A 21,030-nucleotide genomic window follows, 5' to 3' on the forward strand; every position below is an offset into this window, starting at 1 on the left:
GCCATCGCGAGCAAGCTCGCTCCCACAAGGGCCAGGTTAGCGATCCATTAATACAAATCCACCGGATCCACATCCAGCGACCAGCGCACCGCCCGCCCGCTGGGCAGTTGTTCCAGTACCAGCAACCAGGCGCTCAGCAACCGATGCAGCGGTGCGCGGGCATTGGCCTGTAATAAAAGCTGTGCGCGATAACGTCCCGCCCGCCGTTCCATCGGAGCCGGCACCGGGCCCAATAGTTCGATCCCGCTGAGGCTCTGTTCCGCCAGCAGGCGCTCGGCCTCGCTGCACGCTTCGTCCAGGAAGCCTTCGGCCTGTCCTGGCTTGTGGGCCTCGGCCCGCAGCAGCGCCAGATGGGCGAACGGCGGCAGCCCGGCGGCGCGACGTTCGCTCAAGGCCTGCTCGGCGAAGGCGAAGTAGCCCTGCTCGGTCAATTGGATCAGCAGCGGGTGGTCGGCCAGGTGGGTCTGGATAATCACTTTGCCCGGTTCCTCGGCCCGTCCGGCGCGGCCCGCGACCTGGACGATCAACTGCGCCATGCGCTCGCTCGCGCGGAAGTCACCGGAAAACAACCCACCGTCGGCATCCAGGATCGATACCAGCGTCACGCGCGGGAAATGATGCCCCTTGGCGAGCATCTGCGTGCCCACCAGGATGCACGGCTGGCCTTTCTGGATCGTGGCGAACAGCTGATTCATCGCATCCTTGCGCGAGGTGCTGTCGCGATCCACCCGCAGCACCGGGTAATCGGGAAACAGGATGCCCAGGCGCTCTTCGGCGCGCTCGGTGCCGGCGCCTACCGGGCGCAGGTCCACTTTCCCGCACTGCGGGCAGTGCCTCGGCACTCGCTCGGAATGTCCGCAATGGTGGCAGCGCAGTTCGCCGTAGCGCTGATGCACGGTCATTCGCGCGTCGCAGCGTTCGCAGCCGGACATCCAGCCGCAGTCATGGCACAGCAGGGTCGGGGCGAACCCTCGGCGGTTGAGAAACACCAGCACCTGCTGCCCAGCGGCCAGGGTCTGGCCGATGGCTTGCTGCATCGGTCCGGAAATGCCGCTGTCCAGCGGGCGGCTTTTCACATCCAGGCGCAGGAAGCGCGGCTGCTTGGCGCCGCCGGCCCGCTCGTTGAGGCGCAGCAGGCCGTAGCGACCGGTGTAGGCGTTGTGCAGGCTTTCCAGGGAGGGCGTAGCCGAGCCGAGCACGATCGGGATGTTTTCCTGGCGAGCCCGCACCAGCGCCAGGTCACGGGCGTGGTAGCGCAGGCCTTCCTGCTGTTTATAGGAGCCGTCGTGTTCTTCATCGATGATGATCAAGCCGGGGTTTTTCATCGGCGTGAACAGCGCCGAGCGGGTGCCGATGATGATGTCTGCCTCGCCGTCGCGCGCGGCGAGCCAGGCTTCCAGGCGCTCGCGGTCGTTGACCGCCGAATGCACCAGGGCGATGCGCGCATTGAAGCGCTGCTCGAAGCGCGCCAGGGTCTGTGGGCCCAGGTTGATTTCCGGAATCAGCACCAAAGCCTGCTTGCCGGCTTCGAGGGTCTGACGGATCAGTTGCAGGTAGACCTCGGTCTTGCCGCTGCCGGTGACGCCCGCCAGCAGAAAGGCGTGATAACTGTCGAAACCCGCGCGAATCGCCTCGCAAGCGGTCCGCTGTTCGGCGTTGAGCGGCAGTTCCGGCTGGGCCAGCCAGTGTTCGTGGCGGGCGTCGGGGGCGTGCCGGCGGACTTCTACCTGGACGAGATTCTTGGCCAGCAGCAGGTCAAGGCTGTCCTTGCTGAGCATCAACTTGCTCAACAGCTGGTGCGCTACCCCATGGGGATGCTGGGCCAGGGTCGCCAGGGCCTCGCGTTGGCGCGGTGCGCGGGCGATGCGCGGGTCATCCAGCGAAGCGCCCGGCGTCACCGACCAGAATCGCTCCTGGCGTGCCTCGGCCGGTTCGCCCTGGCGCAACAGCACCGGTAACGCCCAGCTCAGGGTGTCGCCCAGGCTGTGCTGATAATACTGTGCGGTCCACAGGCACAGTTTGAACAGCGCCGCGGGCAGCGGTGGCGTGGCGTCGAGCAGCGCCAGGGCCGGTTTGAGCTTGTCGACCGGCACTTCGCTGTGATCGGTGACTTCCACCAGGATCCCGATCATTTCCCGCCGGCCGAACGGCACCCGCAGGCGCATGCCCGGCTGCAACTCGGCGCGTGTTACCCCGGCCGGGGCACGGTAGTCGAACAGGCGGCGCAGGGGCGATGGCAGGGCGAGGCGCAGGATGGCGTCGGGCACGCGGGAGGGTCTCGATAGACAAGCAAATTCAGAAAACCTGGCGCGATCCTTGTGGGAGCGAGCCTGCTCGCGAAAGCGGAGCGTCAAGCAATACTCATGCGACGGGTCCACCGCCTTCGCGAGCAGGCTCGCTCCCACAGAGGAGCTGGCGCATGAGGCGGGGAGCCTAGCAGACGGTTGGTACAAGTTGTAGCTTGCGTGATTAATCTTGTCTGGTAGAATCCGCGGCCTAATTACGTGCGGTATTCAACAATAGTGTTGGGTGGCGGCACGCTAGCCTGAGGAAAACACCATGAAAACCGATATCCATCCGGACTACCCAGTTGTGGCCGTAACCTGCAGCTGCGGCAACAAGTTCGAAACGCGTTCGACCTACGGCAAAGCCCTGGCGATCGACGTTTGCAACGAATGCCACCCGTTCTACACCGGTAAGCAAAAGACTCTGGATACCGGCGGCCGTGTTCAGAAGTTCGCCGATCGTTTCGGTGCTTTCGGCAAAGTTACTCCAAAAGCCTGAGGCTGATCATCTTGGAAAGTCGTTCCGGCTATTCCAGGCTGATGAAAAAGGCGTCCCTAGCGGGCGCCTTTTTTGTGTCCGCGATTTGGCTCTGTGGTGCCCAGGCGGCGTGCCCGTCCCCGGTTGGACTGCCCGACGTGGCCGTGCAACGGGTAGTCGATGGCGACACCTTGTACCTCAGCGACGGTCGTCGCATCCGCATGATCGGTCTCAACAGTCCGGAACTGGGAAAGCGCGGGCGTGCTGACGAGCCGTTTGCCGTGGTGGCGCGGCAGCGGCTCGAGGCGCTGGTGGCTGCCAGCGCCGGTCGGGTCAGGGTGTCGCCTGGCAAGGACGACCGGGACGACTACGGGCGCACGCTGGCCCATGTCTATGACCAGCAAGGTCGCAACCTGGAAGAGCAGTTGATTGCCGAGGGGCTGGGTTACCTGGTCGCGGTTGCGCCGAATGTCGACCTGGTCGAATGCCAGCAGGCGGCGGAGCGCAAGGCGCGGCAAGCCGGCCTGGGGCTATGGAAGAAGTCACCCGTCGTGCGCGCGGAGCAGATCAAGGCGCCCGGTTTTGCGCTGGTCAGCGGCCGCGTAGACAGTGTGCAACGCAATCGCGGCGGGATCTGGATCGAGCTGCAAGGCTCGGTTGTCCTGCATATTGCCGCCAATTTGCAGCGAAGCTTTGACGCTTCGATGCTCAAGGGCCTGGAAGGCCGGACCATCGAGGCCCGTGGTTGGGTTGTCGATCGCTCTCGGCGCGGTGCGGCCAGGCCCGGGCAGGCGCGGTGGATGTTGCCTCTGACTGATCCGGCAATGTTGCAGGCAGTGCTCAGGCGGAAATAATTGTAGACATTTTTTGACGTTATTGTATCCATGAAGCCCTTGTGTTTCCTGGCTCTTGGCCCAAAGTCGTAGGGCAGGGCGCTTGACAGCAGTGACTGGTCAGTCTTGTAGGGACTTTGCGAGGCGCGTATCCTCGGCGGTCCGTCTGTCCAACACAGTAAAAAGCGGAATGCCCACATGTCTGATCTGAAAACTGCCGCTCTCGAATATCACGCTAATCCTCGTCCAGGAAAGCTGAGTGTCGAGCTCACCAAGGCCACCGCCACTGCCCGCGACCTGTCGCTGGCCTACAGCCCCGGCGTAGCCGAGCCAGTACGCGAGATCGCTCGCGACCCTGAGCTGGCCTACAAATACACCGGCAAGGGCAACCTGGTTGCAGTCATTTCCGATGGCACCGCGATTCTCGGCCTGGGTAACCTCGGCCCACTGGCCTCCAAGCCGGTCATGGAAGGCAAGGGCGTGCTGTTCAAGCGCTTCGCCGGTATCGACGTGTTCGACATCGAAGTCGATTCCGAAAGCCCGCAGGCCTTCATCGACACCGTCAAGCGCATCTCCATCACCTTCGGCGGCATCAACCTGGAAGACATCAAGGCACCTGAGTGCTTCGAGATCGAGCGCGCCCTGATCGAACAGTGCGACATTCCGGTTTTCCACGATGACCAGCACGGCACCGCGATCGTGACCGCCGCCGGCATGATCAACGCCCTGGAAATTGCCGGCAAGACCCTGCCGGAAGCCAAGATCGTCTGCCTGGGCGCCGGCGCCGCGGCCATCTCCTGCATGAAGTTGCTGGTGAGCATGGGCGCCAAAATTGAAAACATTTTCATGGTCGACCGTACCGGCGTGATCCACTCCGGCCGTGACGATCTGAACCAGTACAAGGCCGTGTTCGCCCACGCGACCGACAAGCGCTCCCTGGCGGACGCGCTGGACGGTGCAGACGTGTTCGTCGGCCTGTCGGGGCCGAACCTGCTGAGCCCGGAAAACCTGCTGCGCATGGCGCCGAACCCGATCGTGTTCGCCTGCTCGAACCCGGACCCGGAAATCTCCCCGGAACTGGCTCACGCCACCCGCAGCGACGTGATCATGGCCACCGGCCGTTCGGACTATCCGAACCAGGTCAACAACGTACTGGGCTTCCCGTTCATCTTCCGTGGTGCCCTGGACGTTCGCGCCAAGCGCATCAACGAAGAAATGAAAGTCGCCGCCGCCAACGCCCTGCGCGAACTGGCCAAGCTGCCGGTGCCTCAGGATGTGTGTGACGCCTACGGCGGCATCAAACTGGAATTCGGTCGTGAGTACATCATTCCGAAGCCAATGGATGCGCGCCTGATCACCCTGATCTCCGACGCCGTGGCCAAGGCCGCGATCGAGACTGGGGTGGCCACCCTGCCATATCCGAAGAACTACCCGCTCAAGAGCGTGGATGACGTGTTCAACGGCTAAGCCGTTGTAGCGCTTCAACAAAAAGCCCCGGCTCGTGTGAGCCGGGGCTTTTTATAGGGATAGGAATAACCCCTTCGAGAAAACCACAGAACCCGTGGCGATGGAGCTTGCTCCCGCTGGGCTGCGCAGCAGCCCCAAAAGAGGCGGTCGCTGCGCAACCGAGCGGGAGCAAGCTCCCTCGCCACAGGTTATCTACACAATGTCCGATTGAAAAAAAGCCCCGCGCTTCTCTCGAAGGCGGGGCTTTTCGGTGGCGTCCGGTCAGAACAGATCGATCGGCGCTGCCTCATCCGCCGGCAGCGGGCTGCCCGGCGCTACACCGTTGCCCAGCTCATTGACCGACGGCGGCGTGTCTTCGCTCTTGAACAGCTCGAAGTACGCGCCAGGCGTGCCTGGGGTGGCGGCGCGACCGCTGACCGGGTCGACCCGCAGGCTGAGGATGCCTTCCGGTTCCGGCTGGGTGTGGGGTGGCCGGTCCTTGAGGGCGGCGCCCATGTAGGTCATCCAGATCGGCAGCGCCACGGTACCGCCGAATTCGCGACGACCCAGGCTCTCGGGCTGATCGAAACCGGTCCAGACGGTGGTCACATAATCGCCGTTGTAGCCCGAGAACCACGCATCCTTCGATTCGTTGGTGGTACCGGTCTTGCCGGCCAGGTCGGTGCGACCCAGTGCCAATGCGCGCCGGCCGGTGCCGAGCTTGATCACATCCTGCAGCATGCTGTTGAGGATGTAGGTGGTACGGCCGTCAACGATGCGTTCGGCGATTGCCGGCGCTTGCGGTACGCCAGGGGCGGTGGTGGCTTCGCCGCCAGTTGCGTTGACTGTGAAGGTCTCGGCGGCGGGGGCGGCGACGCCGTCGCTGGCCTGCTCGCCTGTCGGCACTCGTGGCGGGTTGGCGACAAACAGCGTTTCGCCGTTGCGGCTTTCGATCCTGTCGATGATGTACGGAGTGATCTTGTAGCCGCCGTTGGCAAAGGTGCTCCAACCCGTGGCGATTTCCATTGGCGTCAGGGTCGCGGTGCCCAGGGCCAGGGACAGATTGCGCGGCAGGTCCTGCTTGTTGAAGCCGAACTTGCTGATGTAATCGATGGTGCGGTCCACGCCCAGCGCTTGCAGCAGGCGGATCGAGACAAGGTTGCGGGACTTGTAAAGTGCTTCGCGCAGGCGAATCGGGCCGAGGAAGGTATTGGTGTCGTTCTTCGGTCGCCAGACCTTGTCGAGGTACTCGTCGACAAACACGATCGGCGCATCGTTGACCAGGCTGGCGGCGGTGTAGCCGTTATCCAGCGCAGCGCTGTAGACGAACGGCTTGAAGCTCGAGCCCGGTTGACGCTTGGCCTGCAAGGCGCGGTTGTAATTGCTCTGCTCGAAGGCGAAGCCACCCACCAGCGAGCGGATCGCGCCATTCTGCGGGTCCAGCGACACCAGCGCGCCTTGGGCGGCAGGTATCTGACTGAACTTGAGGGAGTTGTCCGGCTGGCGCTGTACGCGGATCAGGTCGCCGACCTGAGCGACGTCCGATGGCTGCCGCGGGTTGGCGCCCATGCTGTTGGTATTGAGGAACGGACGGGCCCATTTCATGGTGTCCCAGGCCACGTGCTCTTCGGACTCGCCATTGCGGGTCAGGACCTTGATGCCGTCCTTGTCCACCTGAGTGACGATCGCCGGCTCCAGGCTGCTGATGGTGCGCTGCTTGGTCAGCTCCAGGGCCCAGGCTTCCTTGGTCTTGCCTGGCAGGCGCGATTCCGGCCCACGGTAGCCGTGGCGCTGGTCGTAGGTCATCAGGCCTTCATGGAGCGCGGTATTGGCCATTTCCTGCAGGTTGCTCGGCACCGTGGTGGTGACCCGGAAACCTTCGGTGTAGGCGTCGCTGCCATAGCGCCCGACCATCTCGGCCCGGGCCATTTCGGCGATGTACGGGGCGTTCACTTCCGGCGTCGGCACGTGGTAGCTGGCGTTGAGCGGCTCATTGATTGCGGCGGTGTAGTCGGATTCGCTGATCTTGCCGAGCTTGTACATGCGCCCCAGGATCCAGTCGCGACGTTCCTTGCTGCGTGCCGGGTTGGCCAGCGGGTTGAAGCGCGACGGTGCCTTGGGCAGGCCAGCGATCATCGCCATCTGCGCCAGGCTCACATCGCGGATCGACTTGCCGTAATACACCTGCGCCGCCGCTTCGATGCCGTAGGCGCGGTTGCCCAGGTAAATCTTGTTCACGTACAGCTCGAGGATTTCATCCTTGGTCAGTTGCCGCTCGATCTGCAGGGCCAGGAGGATCTCGGTGGTCTTGCGCGAGAAGCTGCGCTCGCTGGTCAGAAAGAAGTTCTTGGCGACCTGCATGGTGATGGTGCTGCCGCCGGACTGGATGTGGCCACTCTTGACCAGCTGGCTGGCGGCGCGCATCAGGCTACCCGGATCGACGCCATAGTGGTTGGCGAAGTTGTCGTCTTCAGCACTTAGTAACGCATTGATGAAATTGGGCGGAATGTCGGCGAAACGGATGGGTGTGCGGCGCATTTCGCCAAATTCGGCGATCAATTTATTGTCGCTGCTGTAGACCCGCAGAGGAATCTGCAACTGAATACTTCTCAGCGCCTCCACGGACGGCAATCCCGGACTAAGGTAAAGAAAGGCACCACTCAGACCCAGGAGCAGTCCGCAGAAAACCGCGACGATGGACCATCCGAAAAATTTCAGCAGACGAATCAAGGCTTTTGGATATCCAGGCAAAGAATGAAAAAGGCGCCAGGTTCAGGGAAGGACCCATGCCAGCAACAAAGCGAAAAAAAACGCTGGGCATTATAAGCATTTTTTTTCGTCGGAAACGCCATCCGGACGTCCGTCGGACCGGGGGGATTGAACGCAATTCATATTAGAGAGTCCGTAACTCACGGATAGTCATAGGGAATTGGTAGTGCTACGACTCTTCAATAAAAAAGCCCACACACTTCTGGGGATCGACATCAGCTCGACGTCGGTGAAGCTGCTCGAATTGAGCCGTCAGGGCGATCGTCTGCGTGTCGAGTCCTACGCTGTCGAGCCGTTGCCAGCCAATGCCGTGGTGGAAAAGAACATCGCCGAGCTGGAAGGGGTGGGCCAGGCGCTTTCACGAGTGCTGGCCAAGGCCAGGACACCCTTGCGCAACGTGGCGGTGGCCGTGGCGGGGTCGGCGGTTATCACCAAGACCATCGAGATGGATGCCGGGCTGTCCGATGACGACATGGAGAACCAGCTCAAGATCGAGGCCGACCAGTACATTCCTTATCCACTGGACGAAGTGGCGATCGATTTCGAGGTGGTCGGCGTATCGCCTCGCAGCGCCGAGCGTGTCGAGGTGCTGCTGGCGGCTTGTCGCAAAGAGAATGTCGAGGTGCGCGAGGCGGCGCTGGCGCTTGCCGGGCTGACGGCCCGGGTGGTCGATGTGGAAGCTTACGCGCTGGAGCGCGCGTTCGGCCTGCTCGCCACTCAGCTGGCGGCATCCCAGGAACGCCTGACCGTGGCGGTCATCGACATCGGAGCCACGATGACTACGCTCAGCGTGTTGCACAACGGGCGCATCATTTATACCCGCGAGCAGTTGTTCGGTGGGCGCCAGCTTACCGAGGAAATCCAGCGCCGTTATGGCCTGACGCCGGAGCAGGCCGGCCTGGCAAAAAAGCAGGGCGGCCTGCCGGACGACTATCTCGGCGAAGTGCTGCAACCGTTTCGTGAAGCGCTGGTGCAGCAAGTGTCGCGTTCCCTGCAGTTTTTCTTCGCTTCAGGTCAGTACAGCGCAGTGGACCACATCCTGCTGGCGGGAGGGACGGCCTCGGTCGCGGGCCTCGACCGTTTGATCGAGCAGCGCCTGGGCACACCTACCCAGGTGGCCAACCCGTTTACCAATATGGCCTTGAGCAGCAAGGTCAATGCCGGTGCCCTGGCCAGTGATGCACCAGCCCTGATGATTGCCTGCGGGCTGGCCCTCAGGAGTTTCGACTGATGGCGCGGATCAACCTGCTTCCCTGGCGCGAAGAACTGCGCGAAGAGCGGCGCAAGCGCTTCTTGCTGGCATTGGTGGGGGCGCTGGTCGGTGCGGTGGGGTTAACGCTGCTGGCGGCACAGTACCTGAGCAACGAGATCGACTACCAAATGGCGCGCAACGCCCATCTGACCGGGGAAATCGCCGTGCTGGACGAGCGCATCAAGCAGATCAGCGAGCTGAAGGCCCGGCGTCAGCAACTGTTGGAGCGCATGCGGATCATCCAGGACTTGCAGGGCAACCGGCCGGTCAGTGCGCGCATTTTCGATCAACTGGCGCGGACCCTGCCGGACGGGGTGTTTTTCACTGAAGTGAAAATGGAAGAGGGCACGCTCTCCATCAAAGGGGCCGCGACGTCAAACAACCGGGTCTCGGACCTGATGCGCAACCTCGACTCGTCGGAGCTGTTCGATGCGCCCAGCCTGACGGAGGTCAAGGCCACCACGGCGGGCCAGCTCGACCAGGCCAATGTCTTCCAGCTGACGGTTCGCCAGACCCGTCCGGCCGATGCGGAGGACGCCCAATGAAGCCGGCGGAGTGGTTCGACGCGCTGCGCAAGATCGATCTCAGTGACCTGGACACCAACAACGTCGGTTCATGGCCGACGCCGGTCAAGTGGCTGGCCGGCATCATGCTAGTGATCCTGGTGCTCGGCCTGGGCTACAACTTTGCCCTCAGTGACCTGGAAAACCAGCTGCAGCAGGTCCGTGAGGAGGAGAACACCCTCAAGGCGCAATTCGCCGGCAAGGCGCACATGGCGGCGAACCTGGAGCGCTACACCGAGCAGATGAAACAGATGGAAACTTCCTTTGGCGTATTGTTGCGGCAATTGCCCAGTGACACCGAAGTGCCGGGCCTGCTGGAGGACATCACGCGCACCGGCCTGGGCAGCGGCCTGGAGTTCGAGGAGATCAAGTTGCTGCCGGAGGTCACCCAGCCGTTCTACATCGAGTTGCCGATCCAGATCACTGTGACCGGCGGCTACCATGACCTGGCGACCTTCGTCAGTGGCGTAGCCGGGTTGCCCCGGATCGTCACCCTGCACGATTTCGAGATCGCGCCGATGGAGCCGGAGGCGGGAACGAAGCTGCGCATGAACATCCAGGCCAAGACCTACCGGTACAACGAGCAGGAGGCGCAGCCATGACGCCGGTCTGCCGCCTGGGTCTGCTGGTCGGGCTGGTTGCGCTGGCCGGGTGCAACAACAACAACGGTTTCAGTGACCTGGATGCCTACATGAACGAGATGCGCCTGCGCCCGCCCGGCAAGATCGAGCCAATGCCGACGTTCAGGCCTCACGAAACCTTTACCTACAGCGCGGCCAACCTGCGCAGCCCTTTTTCCCGGCAGGTTCCAGTCGATCAGGCTGGTCGACAGCAGGGCTCGCGCAACGTCCGCCCCGACCCGAACCGAGTCAAGCAATACCTGGAAGGCTTCAACATCGAGCAATTCGAGATGGTCGGTACGATCTCCAATGCCAGTGGCTCTTTTGCGCTGTTGCGTGGCGCGGGTGGGGTACACCGGCTGAAGGTCGGAGATTACCTGGGGCGTAACGACGGGCGGATCATCGCTATCAGCGCCACCCAGGTTGAAGTGGTCGAAATCGTTCCCGATGGCCAGGGCGCCTGGCTGGAGCGGCCGCGGACCATTCCCTTGAAAGAGCACTCAATAGTGGAACTCCAACAATGAACAGGATTTTTTCAGCCCTCGGTATTTCGCTATGGATAGCGTTGTTGTCGCCGGTGGTTCATGGCGCCAGCCTGAAAGCGCTGGACGTGGCGGCGCTACCGGGGGACCGGGTCGAGTTGAAGTTGACCTTCGACGGGCCGCCGCCCAAGCCCCGTGGTTATACCACCGAGCAACCGGCCCGGATTGCGCTTGATCTGCAGGGGGTGACCAGCCAACTGGCCAGCAAGAGCCGCGACCTGGGCAGCGGCAATGCCCGCAGCGCCACCGTGGTCGAGGCGGGGGATCGGACCCGGTTGATCATCGGCCTTACGCAATTGGCACCCTATGACACGCGCGTGGAGGGCAACAACCTGTTTGTGGTGGTTGGCAAGGGCGCGACCCCGAGGAGCCCAACCCAACCCGCTCGCCCGGCAGCCCCCGTCCCTGCGCCTGCCAGGGCTCGCGCCCCGGCGGGCAAGGCCATTCGCGGGGTGGATTTCCAGCGCGGGACCCAGGGCGAAGGCAATGTGGTGATCGATTTGTCCGATCCGTCGATCGCCCCGGACATCCAGGAGCGCGAAGGCAAGATCATCCTCGATTTCGCCAGGACCCAGTTGCCCGAGCCGCTGAGGGTGCGCCTGGACGTCAAGGATTTCGCCACCCCGGTGCAGTTCATCAATGCCAGCGCCGGCTCCGATCGCGCCACCATCAGCATCGAACCCAGCGGAACCTTCGATTACTCGACCTACCAGACCGACAACAAGCTGACCGTCAGTGTCCGGCCGATGACCGTCGAGGACCTGCAAAAACGCGATACCGATCGAGCCGCCTATAACGGCGAAAAACTGTCCCTGAACTTCCAGGACATCGAGGTGCGTTCGGTGCTGCAGCTGATTGCCGATTTCACCAACCTCAACCTGGTGGCCAGCGATACGGTGCAGGGCGGTATCACCCTGCGGTTGCAGAACGTGCCGTGGGATCAGGCGCTGGACCTTGTGCTCAAGACCAAGGGGCTCGACAAGCGCAAAGTGGGTAACGTGCTGTTGGTGGCGCCGGCCGACGAGATCGCCGCCCGCGAACGCCAGGAGCTGGAATCGCAGAAGCAGATTGCCGACCTCGCCCCGTTGCGCCGCGAACTGCTGCAGGTCAACTACGCGAAGGCGGCGGACATCGCCAAGCTCTTCCAGTCGGTGACCAGTGCCGAGGCCAAGGCCGATGAGCGCGGCACGATCACGGTGGATGAGCGGACCAACAACATCATCGCCTACCAGACCCAGGACCGGCTCGACGAACTGCGGCGGATCGTGGCGCAGCTGGATATCCCGGTGCGCCAGGTGATGATCGAGGCGCGTATCGTCGAGGCCAACGTCGACTACGACAAAAGCCTGGGCGTGCGCTGGGGGGGGTCGATACAGAACAAGGGCAACTGGAACTCTTCCGGGGTGACCACCGGTGATTCCACCACCATCGGTACGCCGGGCAGCACCAGCACCAACCAGCCATTCGTCGACCTCGGCGCCTCAGGCAACACCTCGGGGATCGGTATCGCGTTCATCACCGACAACGTACTGCTCGACCTTGAGCTGACGGCCATGGAGAAGACCGGCAACGGTGAAATCGTCTCACAGCCCAAGGTGGTGACCTCCGACAAGGAGACGGCAAAAATCCTCAAGGGCACGGAGATTCCCTACCAGGAGGCCAGCTCCAGCGGCGCCACCTCGGTGTCGTTCAAGGAGGCCTCGTTGTCGCTTGAGGTCACGCCGCAGATAACCCCGGACAACCGCATCATCATGGAGGTCAAGGTCACCAAGGATGAGCCGGACTACCTGAACAAGGTCCAGGATGTACCGCCGATCAAGAAAAACGAGGTCAACGCCAAGGTGCTGGTCAATGACGGCGAGACCATTGTGATTGGGGGCGTTTTCTCAAATACTCAGAGCAAGGTTGTAGATAAGGTGCCATTTCTTGGCGATGTGCCGTATCTTGGCCGCCTTTTCCGGCGTGATGTGGTTTCGGAGAAAAAATCCGAGCTGCTGGTATTTCTCACTCCGCGTATCATGAACAACCAGGCGATTGCTGTGAGTCGTTGATTCTGTGCGAAATTTGATTCTTGTTGGGCCGATGGGGGCTGGAAAAAGCACCATCGGTCGTTTGCTGGCCAAAGAGCTGCGCCTGCCATTCAAAGATTCCGACAAGGAAATTGAATTGCGCACGGGCGCCAATATCCCATGGATCTTCGATAAGGAAGGCGAACCGGGCTTTCGCGACCGCGAGCAGGCGATGATTGCCGAGCTGTGCGGTTTCGAAGGCGTGGTGCTGGCCACCGGTGGCGGCGCGGTCATGCGCGAGGCCAATCGTCGGGCGCTGCATGCCGGCGGACGGGTGGTCTACCTGCACGCGTCAGTCGAACAGCAGGTGGGTCGCACCGCCCGTGATCGCAACCGGCCGCTGTTGCGCACCGCCGACCCGGCCAAGACGCTGCGGGACCTGCTGGAATTGCGTGATCCGCTGTATCGGGAAATTGCCGACCTGGTCATCGAAACCGATGAACGGCCGCCACGGATGGTGGTGCTGGAAATTCTCGATCGCCTTCAGCAACTGCCACCCCGTTAATGCGCCGAGCGAAATGCGCTATCCTCGACGTCCCGTTTTGGCTCGACTGGGTTGTGGCGGATGGCCATTAACTGAGACACCGTGGACTTCGTTAATTGCAGGTAGGGATGCCTGATTTCATCTTCACTGTGGGGACACATGCAGACACTTAAGGTCGACCTGGGCGAGCGCAGCTACCCGATTCATATTGGCGAAGGCTTGCTCGACCAGCCCGAACTGCTGGCGCCGCATATCGCCGGACGGCAAGTCGCAATCATCACCAACGAAACCGTCGCTCCTTTATATCTGGAACGCTTGACTCGCAGCCTGTCGGCTTTTTCCGTCATTTCCGTCGTACTGCCCGACGGTGAAGCGTTCAAGAACTGGGAAACCCTGCAATTGATCTTCGACGGCCTGCTGACTGCGCGTCATGATCGTCGCACCACGGTGGTAGCCCTGGGCGGCGGCGTGATCGGCGACATGGCCGGGTTCGCCGCAGCGTGCTATCAACGCGGTGTGGATTTCATCCAGATTCCTACCACGCTGCTATCGCAGGTCGATTCGTCCGTGGGCGGAAAGACCGGCATCAACCATCCGCTGGGCAAGAACATGGTGGGCGCGTTCTATCAGCCCAACGTGGTGCTTATCGACACCGCCTCCCTCAAGACGTTGCCGGCCCGTGAACTGTCCGCAGGCCTGGCTGAAGTGATCAAGTACGGGCTGATCTGCGACGAGCCGTTCCTGGGCTGGCTCGAAGAAAACGTCGACCGCCTGCGTGCGCTGGATCAGCAGGCCCTGACTTACGCGATCGAGCGCTCTTGCGCAGCCAAGGCTGCCGTGGTCGGTGCCGATGAGCGCGAATCGGGTGTGCGTGCCACGCTCAACCTCGGCCATACCTTCGGTCATGCCATCGAAACCCATATGGGCTATGGCGTCTGGCTGCACGGTGAGGCCGTTGCCGCAGGGACGGTCATGGCCCTGGAAATGTCCGCGCGCCTGGGTTGGATCAGCCAGCAGGAACGCGATCGTGGTATTCGCCTGTTTCAACGTGCCGGGTTGCCGGTGGTTCCGCCGGAAGAAATGACCGAGGCGGATTTTCTTGAACACATGGCAATCGACAAAAAAGTGATCGACGGTCGTCTGCGTCTGGTGCTGCTGCGCCGCATGGGCGAAGCGGTAGTGACCGACGATTATCCGAAAGAGGTTCTACAGGCCACGCTGGGAGCGGATTACCGCGCCCTGGCTCAGCTTAAAGGTTAATAAGATTCCGATGACTAGTCTGCATGCCGACGAGGCGTTCCTCGGCCATTTCCAATTGAGTCATGACCCTTTCGCTCCGCGGGTCCCGGGCTTCAAGTTTTTCCCTGCCCAACGCAAGCCAGTGCTGGGCCAGTTGCACCATCTGGCCCGCTACAGCCAATTGCTGCTGGTGGTCACCGGCCCCCAGGGCAGTGGCAAGACCTTGCTGCGCCAGGCCCTGGTGGCCAGTACCAACAAGCAGTCGGTGCAAAGCGTGGTGGTATCGGCCCGTGGTGCGGGTGATGCCGCGGGTGTGCTGCGCCAGGTGGCCCAGGCTCTGAATGTCGCCCAGGCGGAAATCGGCGCGATTCTGGACCAGATCGTACAATTGGCGCTCACCGGACAGGAAGTCTACCTGCTGGTGGACGATGCCGAACAACTCGACGAATCGGCCCTGGAGGCACTGCTGGCCCTGGCTGCCGGCGCGCCGGAAGGCCGTCCTCATGTGTTCCTGTTCGGTGAGTCGTCGCTGATCGCCGAGCTGGACCAGTTGGAGCTCGAGGAAGAGCGTTTCCACGTTATCGAACTGGCGCCCTACACCGAGGAAGAAACCCGTGAATACCTGGCCCAGCGGCTGGAGGGGGCTGGCCGGGGTATCGAACTTTTCACCGCGGATCAGATCTCTGAGATTCACGAAAGCTCCGACGGCTGGCCTGGCAACATCAACCAGGTGGCCCGAGATGCTCTGATCGAAATCATGATCGCCAGCCGCTCAGCGGTGAAGCGTCCAAGTATGGGGTTCAACATGCCGAAGAAACACGTATTGGCGATTTCCGCCGTTGTCGTGGTTGCGGTGGCCGCCGCCTGGCTGATGCCAGGTCGCAACAAGGCACCGACCACCGGCGCACCTGCCAACGAACAGGCACAGCTGCCTCTCGGTCAGGGCACGCCGCAACCCAACGGTGGTGCGCCGGCGGTGGAGTTTGCCGGCAATACCCAGCCGATGCCGCTGCCGTTGGTCGGCCAGTCGCAACCGGTCATGCGCGGTCCCTTGGCAGAGGCCGCGGGGGGCATCACCGAAGGCGATGATGGCGCGCCGCCGCCGATCGATGACAGCAGCGACGTGCCGCCAACCGTGACCACCACGGCACCACCTGCGGGCGTGCCGGCCGGTCCGGCACCGACGCCGACACCTGCCCCGGCCGCCAAACCGACCCCTGCGCCAACCCAGGTCGCCACCGCCAAGCCGGCCCCGACCCCGGCCGCCCCAGCGGCCAAGCCAGCACCGGCGCCTGCGGCCAAGCCTGCCGCCGCCCCGGCCAAAGCCACGGGCGGTAGCTGGTACGCAGGTCAGGCACCGGGCAACTACGTGGTGCAGATCCTCGGCACCAGCTCCGAAGCCACTGCGCAGAACTTCGTCAAGGAGCAGGGCGGCGAGTACCGTTATTTCAAGAAAGTGCTCAACGGCAAGCCGCTTTATGTCATCACCTACGGCAGCTTTGCCAATCGTGACGCAGCCGTTTCCGCCATCAAGGCCTTGCCAGCGAAGGTTCAGGCTGGTAAACCTTGGCCTCGCACTGTCGCCAGCGTCCAACAGGAATTGGCAGCAACTCGCTGATGATTCGGCGGCCTTACCCAGGCCGCCTCTCCCGGCAACCTCAAAATTTCCGCAAGGGCGGGCGACCTTTCAGGCCGCGCGCCTTGTGGTGTCTGCGTCACAGTAGCGTTTGAGTCGTAGCGGTCGAACCCAAAAAAGTTTTGACTAGCACAGCATATAGCTTTAAACCTTTCACAAATGCGACATGGATTTGCGACAGTTCGTCGTCAAATTTGTGAGCCTCTGTGTCGGTGTGTACAATGACCTCCCTTTTGCCCCCGCAAAGCTGGCGTACGTTCGGCGCGGCACGCAACTGGCTGAATTGAAAAGAAATTTGCCTCGCTAAGAGGCAGCCTGGTGAGAAAGTGTCTATGAAAGCAGGTCTGTACCAACCAGATGAATTCAAGGATAACTGCGGTTTCGGCCTGATAGCCCATATGCAGGGCGAGCCCAGTCATACCCTTTTGCAAACGGCCATTGAGGCCCTGACCTGCATGACCCACCGTGGTGGGATCAACGCCGATGGCAAGACCGGCGACGGCTGTGGCTTGCTGATTCAAAAGCCTGACGAGTTCCTGCGTGCCATCGCCCAGGAAACGTTTGGCGTGACCCTGCCCAAGCAGTACGCCGTGGGCATGGTGTTTTTCAACCAGGACCCGGTAAAGGCACAAGCCGCTCGCGAGAACATGAACCGCGAGATCCTCGCCGCCGGCCTGCAACTGGTCGGTTGGCGCAAAGTGCCGATCGACACCAGCGTCCTCGGCCGCCTGGCCCTTGAGCGCCTGCCGTTGATCGAGCAAGTGTTCATTGCCGGTGAAGGTTTGAGCGACCAGGAAATGTCGATCAAGCTGTTCAGCTCCCGTCGTCGTTCGTCCGTGGCCAACGCCGCTGACACCGACCACTACATCTGCAGCTTTTCCCACAAGACCATCATTTACAAAGGCCTGATGATGCCGGCGGACCTCACCGCCTTTTATCCGGACCTGAGCGATGAGCGCCTGAAAACCGCGATCTGCGTATTCCACCAGCGCTTCTCCACCAACACCCTGCCGAAATGGCCGCTGGCCCAGCCCTTCCGTTTCCTCGCCCACAACGGCGAGATCAACACCATCACCGGCAACCGCAACTGGGCCCTGGCCCGTCGCACCAAGTTCGCCAATGACCTGATGCCGGACCTCGAAGAGCTCGGCCCGCTGGTCAACCGCGTGGGCTCTGACTCCTCGAGCATGGACAACATGCTCGAACTGATGGTGACCGGCGGCATCGACCTGTTCCGTGGCGTGCGCATGCTTGTTCCGCCAGCCTGGCAGAACGTCGAAACCATGGACCCGGACCTGCGCGCCTTCTACGAATACAACTCCATGCACATGGAGCCGTGGGACGGCCCGGCCGGTATCGTCATGACCGACGGTCGCTACGCGGTGTGCCTGCTCGACCGTAACGGCCTGCGTCCGGCGCGCTGGGTCACCACCACCAATGGTTTCATCACCCTGGCGTCGGAAATCGGCGTGTGGAACTACCAGCCCGAAGACGTCATCGCCAAAGGCCGCGTGGGCCCTGGGCAGATTTTCGCCGTGGACACCGAGACCGGGCAGATCCTCGACACCGACGCGATCGACAACCGTCTCAAGTCCCGTCATCCGTACAAGCAATGGCTGCGCAAGAATGCCTTGCGCATCCAGGCGACCATGGAAGACAACGACCACGGCTCGGCTTTCTACGACGTCGACCAGCTCAAGCAGTACATGAAGATGTACCAGGTGACGTTCGAAGAGCGTGACCAGGTGTTGCGTCCGCTGGGCGAGCAGGGCTACGAAGCGGTCGGCTCCATGGGCGATGACACGCCGATGGCCGTGCTGTCCCAGCGCGTGCGCACGCCATATGACTATTTCCGCCAGCAGTTCGCCCAGGTGACGAACCCGCCGATCGACCCGCTGCGCGAAGCGATCGTGATGTCCCTGGAAATCTGCCTCGGTGCCGAGCGCAACATTTTCCAGGAGTCGCCGGAACACGCTTCGCGGGTGATCCTCAGCTCGCCGGTCATCTCCCCGGCCAAGTGGCGCTCGCTGACCAACCTTGATCGCCCGGGCTTCGAACGTCAGGTCATCGACCTGAACTACGACGAAAGCGTCGGCCTGGAAGCGGCGATCCGCAACGTCGCCGATCAGGCTGAAGAAGCCGCGCGTGCCGGTCGTACCCAGATCGTCCTGACCGACCGTCATATCGCGCCCGGCAAGCTGCCGATCCACGCCTCGCTGGCCACCGGCGCGGTGCACCATCGCCTGACCGAAAAAGGCCTGCGCTGCGATTCCAACATCCTCGTGGAAACCGCCACGGCTCGCGACCCGCATCACTTTGCGGTGCTGATCGGCTTTGGCGCCTCGGCGGTGTACCCGTTCCTGGCCTACGAAGTGCTGGGCGACCTGATCCGTACCGGTGAAGTGCTGGGCGACCTCTACGAGGTGTTCAAGAACTACCGCAAAGGCATCACCAAGGGCCTGCTCAAGATCCTCTCGAAGATGGGTATCTCGACTATCGCCTCGTACCGTGGCGCGCAGTTGTTCGAGGCTATCGGCCTGTCCGAAGAGGTCTGCGAGCTGAGCTTCCGTGGTGTCCCGAGTCGCATCAAGGGCGCCCGTTTCGTCGACATCGAAGCCGAGCAGAAAGCCCTGGCCGCCGAAGCCTGGAGCCCGCGCAAGCCGATCCAGCAGGGCGGCCTGCTGAAGTTCGTCCACGGTGGCGAATACCACGCCTACAACCCGGACGTGGTCAACACCCTGCAAGCCGCCGTGCAACAGGGCGACTACGGCAAGTTCAAGGAGTACACGGCGCTGGTGGATAACCGCCCGGTGTCGATGATCCGCGACCTGCTCAAGGTCAAGACCCTCGACACGCCGCTGGATATCAGCGAAGTGGAGCCGCTGGAGTCGGTACTCAAGCGTTTCGACTCCGCCGGCATCTCCTTGGGCGCCTTGTCTCCGGAAGCCCACGAAGCCCTGGCCGAAGCCATGAACCGCCTCGGTGCGCGTTCGAACTCCGGCGAAGGCGGCGAAGACCCGGCGCGCTACGGCACCATCAAGAGTTCGAAAATCAAGCAGGTGGCCACCGGCCGCTTCGGTGTGACCCCGGAATACCTGGTCAACGCTGAAGTGCTGCAGATCAAGGTTGCCCAGGGCGCCAAGCCCGGCGAAGGCGGCCAGTTGCCTGGCGGCAAGGTCAACGGCCTGATCGCCAAGCTGCGCTACGCGGTGCCCGGCGTGACGCTGATTTCGCCGCCGCCGCACCACGACATCTACTCGATCGAAGACTTGTCGCAACTGATCTTCGACCTCAAGCAGGTGAACCCGAAGGCCCTGGTCTCGGTAAAACTGGTGGCGGAAGCCGGCGTCGGCACGATTGCCGCCGGCGTGGCAAAAGCCTATGCCGACCTGATCACCATCTCCGGCTACGACGGCGGCACCGGTGCCTCGCCGCTGACCTCGATCAAGTACGCTGGCGCGCCGTGGGAACTGGGCCTGGCCGAAACCCACCAGACCCTGCGCGGCAACGACCTGCGCGGCAAGGTGCGGGTGCAGACCGACGGGGGCCTGAAGACCGGCCTCGACGTGATCAAGGCCGCCATTCTCGGTGCCGAGAGCTTCGGCTTCGGTACCGCGCCGATGATCGCCCTGGGCTGCAAATACCTGCGCATCTGCCATCTGAACAACTGCGCCACCGGCGTGGCGACCCAGAACGAGAAGTTGCGAAAGGATCACTACATCGGCACCGTCGACATGGTGGTGAACTTCTTCACCTACGTGGCCGAAGAGACCCGTGAGTGGCTGGCCAAGCTGGGCGTACGCTCGCTGGAAGAGCTGATCGGCCGCACCGATCTGCTCGAAGTGCTCGAAGGCCAGACCGCCAAGCAGCATCACCTGGACCTGACCCCGTTGCTGGGCAGCGACCTGATCCCGGCGGACAAGCCACAATTCTGCCAGGTCGATCGCAACCCGCCGTTCGACAAGGGCGAGCTGGCCGAGAAGATGGTCGACATGGCCGCTTCGGCGATCAATGACCTGAGCGGTGCCCAGTTCGAGCTGAATATCTGCAACTGCGACCGCTCCATCGGCGCGCGGATTTCCGGCGAGATCGCCCGCAAACACGGCAACCAGGGCATGGCTCACGCGCCGATCACGTTCCGCTTCAAGGGCACGGCCGGGCAAAGCTTCGGCGTCTGGAACGCCGGCGGCTTGAACATGTACCTGGAAGGTGACGCGAACGACTACGTGGGCAAGGGCATGACCGGCGGCAAACTGGTCATCGTTCCGCCCAAGGGCAGTGTCTACCGGACCCAGGACAGTGCGATCATCGGCAACACCTGCCTTTACGGCGCCACGGGCGGCAAGCTGTTCGCCGCCGGCACCGCGGGTGAGCGTTTCGCCGTGCGTAACTCCGGCGCCCACACCGTGGTGGAAGGCACCGGCGATCACTGCTGCGAGTACATGACCGGTGGTTTCGTCTGCGTACTGGGCAAGACCGGTTACAACTTCGGCTCAGGCATGACCGGCGGTTTCGCCTATGTGCTCGACCAGGACAACAGCTTCGTCGACCGGGTCAACCACGAACTGGTGGAAATCCAGCGGATCAGCGGCGAGGCGATGGAAGCCTACCGCAGCCACCTGCAACGCGTGCTGAACGAATACGTCGAGGAAACCGACAGTGAGTGGGGTCGTGAACTCGCCGAGAACCTCGATGACTACGTACGTCGTTTCTGGCTGGTCAAGCCGAAAGCGGCCAACCTGAAGTCGTTGCTTTCCAGCACCCGTGCCAACCCGCAGTGATATGCGCCTGAAGAGTTTGATGAGGTTTTAACA

14 protein-coding genes are annotated in these 21,030 nt (G+C 62.4%); 12 read left to right on the plus strand and 2 right to left on the minus strand.

The genetic code is table 11. From position 1 onward, the window contains the following. Nucleotides 1–47: 47 nt before the first annotated feature. The gene (locus J3P91_RS01985; protein WP_434602582.1) at nt 48–2,267 is read right to left on the minus strand and encodes a primosomal protein N'; all 2,220 of its coding nucleotides are present in this window, start codon (nt 2,265–2,267) and stop codon (nt 48–50) included. Nucleotides 2,268–2,559: 292 nt separating this feature from the next. Here J3P91_RS01985 and rpmE point away from each other — a divergent pair, with 292 nt between their 5' ends. The 3 genes from rpmE (at nt 2,560) to J3P91_RS02000 (ending at nt 5,063) form a co-directional block, all read left to right on the plus strand. Then, nucleotides 2,560–2,784: a 50S ribosomal protein L31 gene (gene rpmE / locus J3P91_RS01990; protein WP_305497356.1), complete on the plus strand. Its 225-nt coding sequence runs from the start codon at nt 2,560–2,562 to the stop codon at nt 2,782–2,784. Between the two features lie 41 nt (nt 2,785–2,825). Further along, nucleotides 2,826–3,617, plus strand: a complete 792-nt coding sequence (locus J3P91_RS01995) for a thermonuclease family protein (RefSeq protein WP_434604970.1) — start codon at nt 2,826–2,828, stop codon at nt 3,615–3,617. 177 nt (nt 3,618–3,794) lie between these two features. Beyond that, the gene (locus J3P91_RS02000; RefSeq protein ID WP_434602583.1) at nt 3,795–5,063 is read left to right on the plus strand and encodes a malic enzyme-like NAD(P)-binding protein; all 1,269 of its coding nucleotides are present in this window, start codon (nt 3,795–3,797) and stop codon (nt 5,061–5,063) included. A gap of 261 nt (nt 5,064–5,324) precedes the next feature. Here J3P91_RS02000 and J3P91_RS02005 read toward each other — a convergent pair whose 3' ends face one another. Further along, nucleotides 5,325–7,769, minus strand: a complete 2,445-nt coding sequence (locus J3P91_RS02005; RefSeq protein WP_434604972.1) for a penicillin-binding protein 1A — start codon at nt 7,767–7,769, stop codon at nt 5,325–5,327. A gap of 208 nt (nt 7,770–7,977) precedes the next feature. On the opposite strand from J3P91_RS02005, the gene J3P91_RS02010 reads away from it, so the two are divergent. The 9 genes from J3P91_RS02010 (at nt 7,978) to gltB (ending at nt 20,997) form a co-directional block, all read left to right on the plus strand. Then, nucleotides 7,978–9,042: a pilus assembly protein PilM gene (locus tag J3P91_RS02010; RefSeq protein WP_434570158.1), complete on the plus strand. Its 1,065-nt coding sequence runs from the start codon at nt 7,978–7,980 to the stop codon at nt 9,040–9,042. After that, the gene (locus J3P91_RS02015) at nt 9,042–9,608 is read left to right on the plus strand and encodes a PilN domain-containing protein (protein ID WP_434570156.1); all 567 of its coding nucleotides are present in this window, start codon (nt 9,042–9,044) and stop codon (nt 9,606–9,608) included. Before J3P91_RS02010 ends, J3P91_RS02015 begins: the two co-directional genes overlap by 1 nt. Then, complete coding sequence (pilO, locus tag J3P91_RS02020; RefSeq protein ID WP_434602584.1) at nt 9,605–10,228, plus strand: type 4a pilus biogenesis protein PilO; 624 nt, start codon at nt 9,605–9,607, stop codon at nt 10,226–10,228. The genes J3P91_RS02015 and pilO overlap by 4 nt, the downstream gene beginning before the upstream one ends. Beyond that, complete coding sequence (locus J3P91_RS02025) at nt 10,225–10,770, plus strand: pilus assembly protein PilP (RefSeq protein ID WP_434602585.1); 546 nt, start codon at nt 10,225–10,227, stop codon at nt 10,768–10,770. Before pilO ends, J3P91_RS02025 begins: the two co-directional genes overlap by 4 nt. Next, the gene (pilQ, locus tag J3P91_RS02030; protein ID WP_434570151.1) at nt 10,767–12,839 is read left to right on the plus strand and encodes a type IV pilus secretin PilQ; all 2,073 of its coding nucleotides are present in this window, start codon (nt 10,767–10,769) and stop codon (nt 12,837–12,839) included. The genes J3P91_RS02025 and pilQ overlap by 4 nt, the downstream gene beginning before the upstream one ends. Nucleotides 12,840–12,843: 4 nt before the next feature. After that, a complete protein-coding gene (aroK, locus tag J3P91_RS02035; protein WP_181290818.1) occupies nt 12,844–13,362 on the plus strand; it encodes a shikimate kinase AroK in 519 nt (172 codons plus the stop codon). 138 nt (nt 13,363–13,500) lie between these two features. Next, on the plus strand, nt 13,501–14,601 hold the full coding sequence (gene aroB / locus J3P91_RS02040; protein ID WP_305497349.1) for a 3-dehydroquinate synthase: 1,101 nt from the start codon (nt 13,501–13,503) through the stop codon (nt 14,599–14,601). Between the two features lie 10 nt (nt 14,602–14,611). Further along, nucleotides 14,612–16,198, plus strand: coding sequence for an AAA family ATPase (locus J3P91_RS02045; RefSeq protein ID WP_434570149.1), 1,587 nt, complete (start codon nt 14,612–14,614; stop codon nt 16,196–16,198). Nucleotides 16,199–16,548: 350 nt separating this feature from the next. Then, nucleotides 16,549–20,997: a glutamate synthase large subunit gene (gene gltB / locus J3P91_RS02050; RefSeq protein ID WP_434570147.1), complete on the plus strand. Its 4,449-nt coding sequence runs from the start codon at nt 16,549–16,551 to the stop codon at nt 20,995–20,997. Nucleotides 20,998–21,030 lie beyond the last annotated feature (33 nt).

The organism is Pseudomonas sp. Z4-7 (genome assembly GCF_051131965.1).
GTDB lineage: Bacteria > Pseudomonadota > Gammaproteobacteria > Pseudomonadales > Pseudomonadaceae > Aquipseudomonas.

Bases quoted from the DNA above. Each gene is read 5' to 3' on its own strand.
- rpmE (WP_305497356.1), top strand. From the start codon at position 2,560: ATGAAAACCGATATCCATCCGGACTACCCAGTTGTGGCCGTAACCTGC.
- J3P91_RS01995 (WP_434604970.1), top strand. From the start codon at position 2,826: ATGAAAAAGGCGTCCCTAGCGGGCGCCTTTTTTGTGTCCGCGATTTGG.
- J3P91_RS02000 (WP_434602583.1), top strand. From the start codon at position 3,795: ATGTCTGATCTGAAAACTGCCGCTCTCGAATATCACGCTAATCCTCGT.
- J3P91_RS02015 (WP_434570156.1), top strand. From the start codon at position 9,042: ATGGCGCGGATCAACCTGCTTCCCTGGCGCGAAGAACTGCGCGAAGAG.
- pilO (WP_434602584.1), top strand. From the start codon at position 9,605: ATGAAGCCGGCGGAGTGGTTCGACGCGCTGCGCAAGATCGATCTCAGT.
- J3P91_RS02025 (WP_434602585.1), top strand. From the start codon at position 10,225: ATGACGCCGGTCTGCCGCCTGGGTCTGCTGGTCGGGCTGGTTGCGCTG.
- pilQ (WP_434570151.1), top strand. From the start codon at position 10,767: ATGAACAGGATTTTTTCAGCCCTCGGTATTTCGCTATGGATAGCGTTG.
- aroB (WP_305497349.1), top strand. From the start codon at position 13,501: ATGCAGACACTTAAGGTCGACCTGGGCGAGCGCAGCTACCCGATTCAT.
- J3P91_RS02045 (WP_434570149.1), top strand. From the start codon at position 14,612: ATGACTAGTCTGCATGCCGACGAGGCGTTCCTCGGCCATTTCCAATTG.
- gltB (WP_434570147.1), top strand. From the start codon at position 16,549: ATGAAAGCAGGTCTGTACCAACCAGATGAATTCAAGGATAACTGCGGT.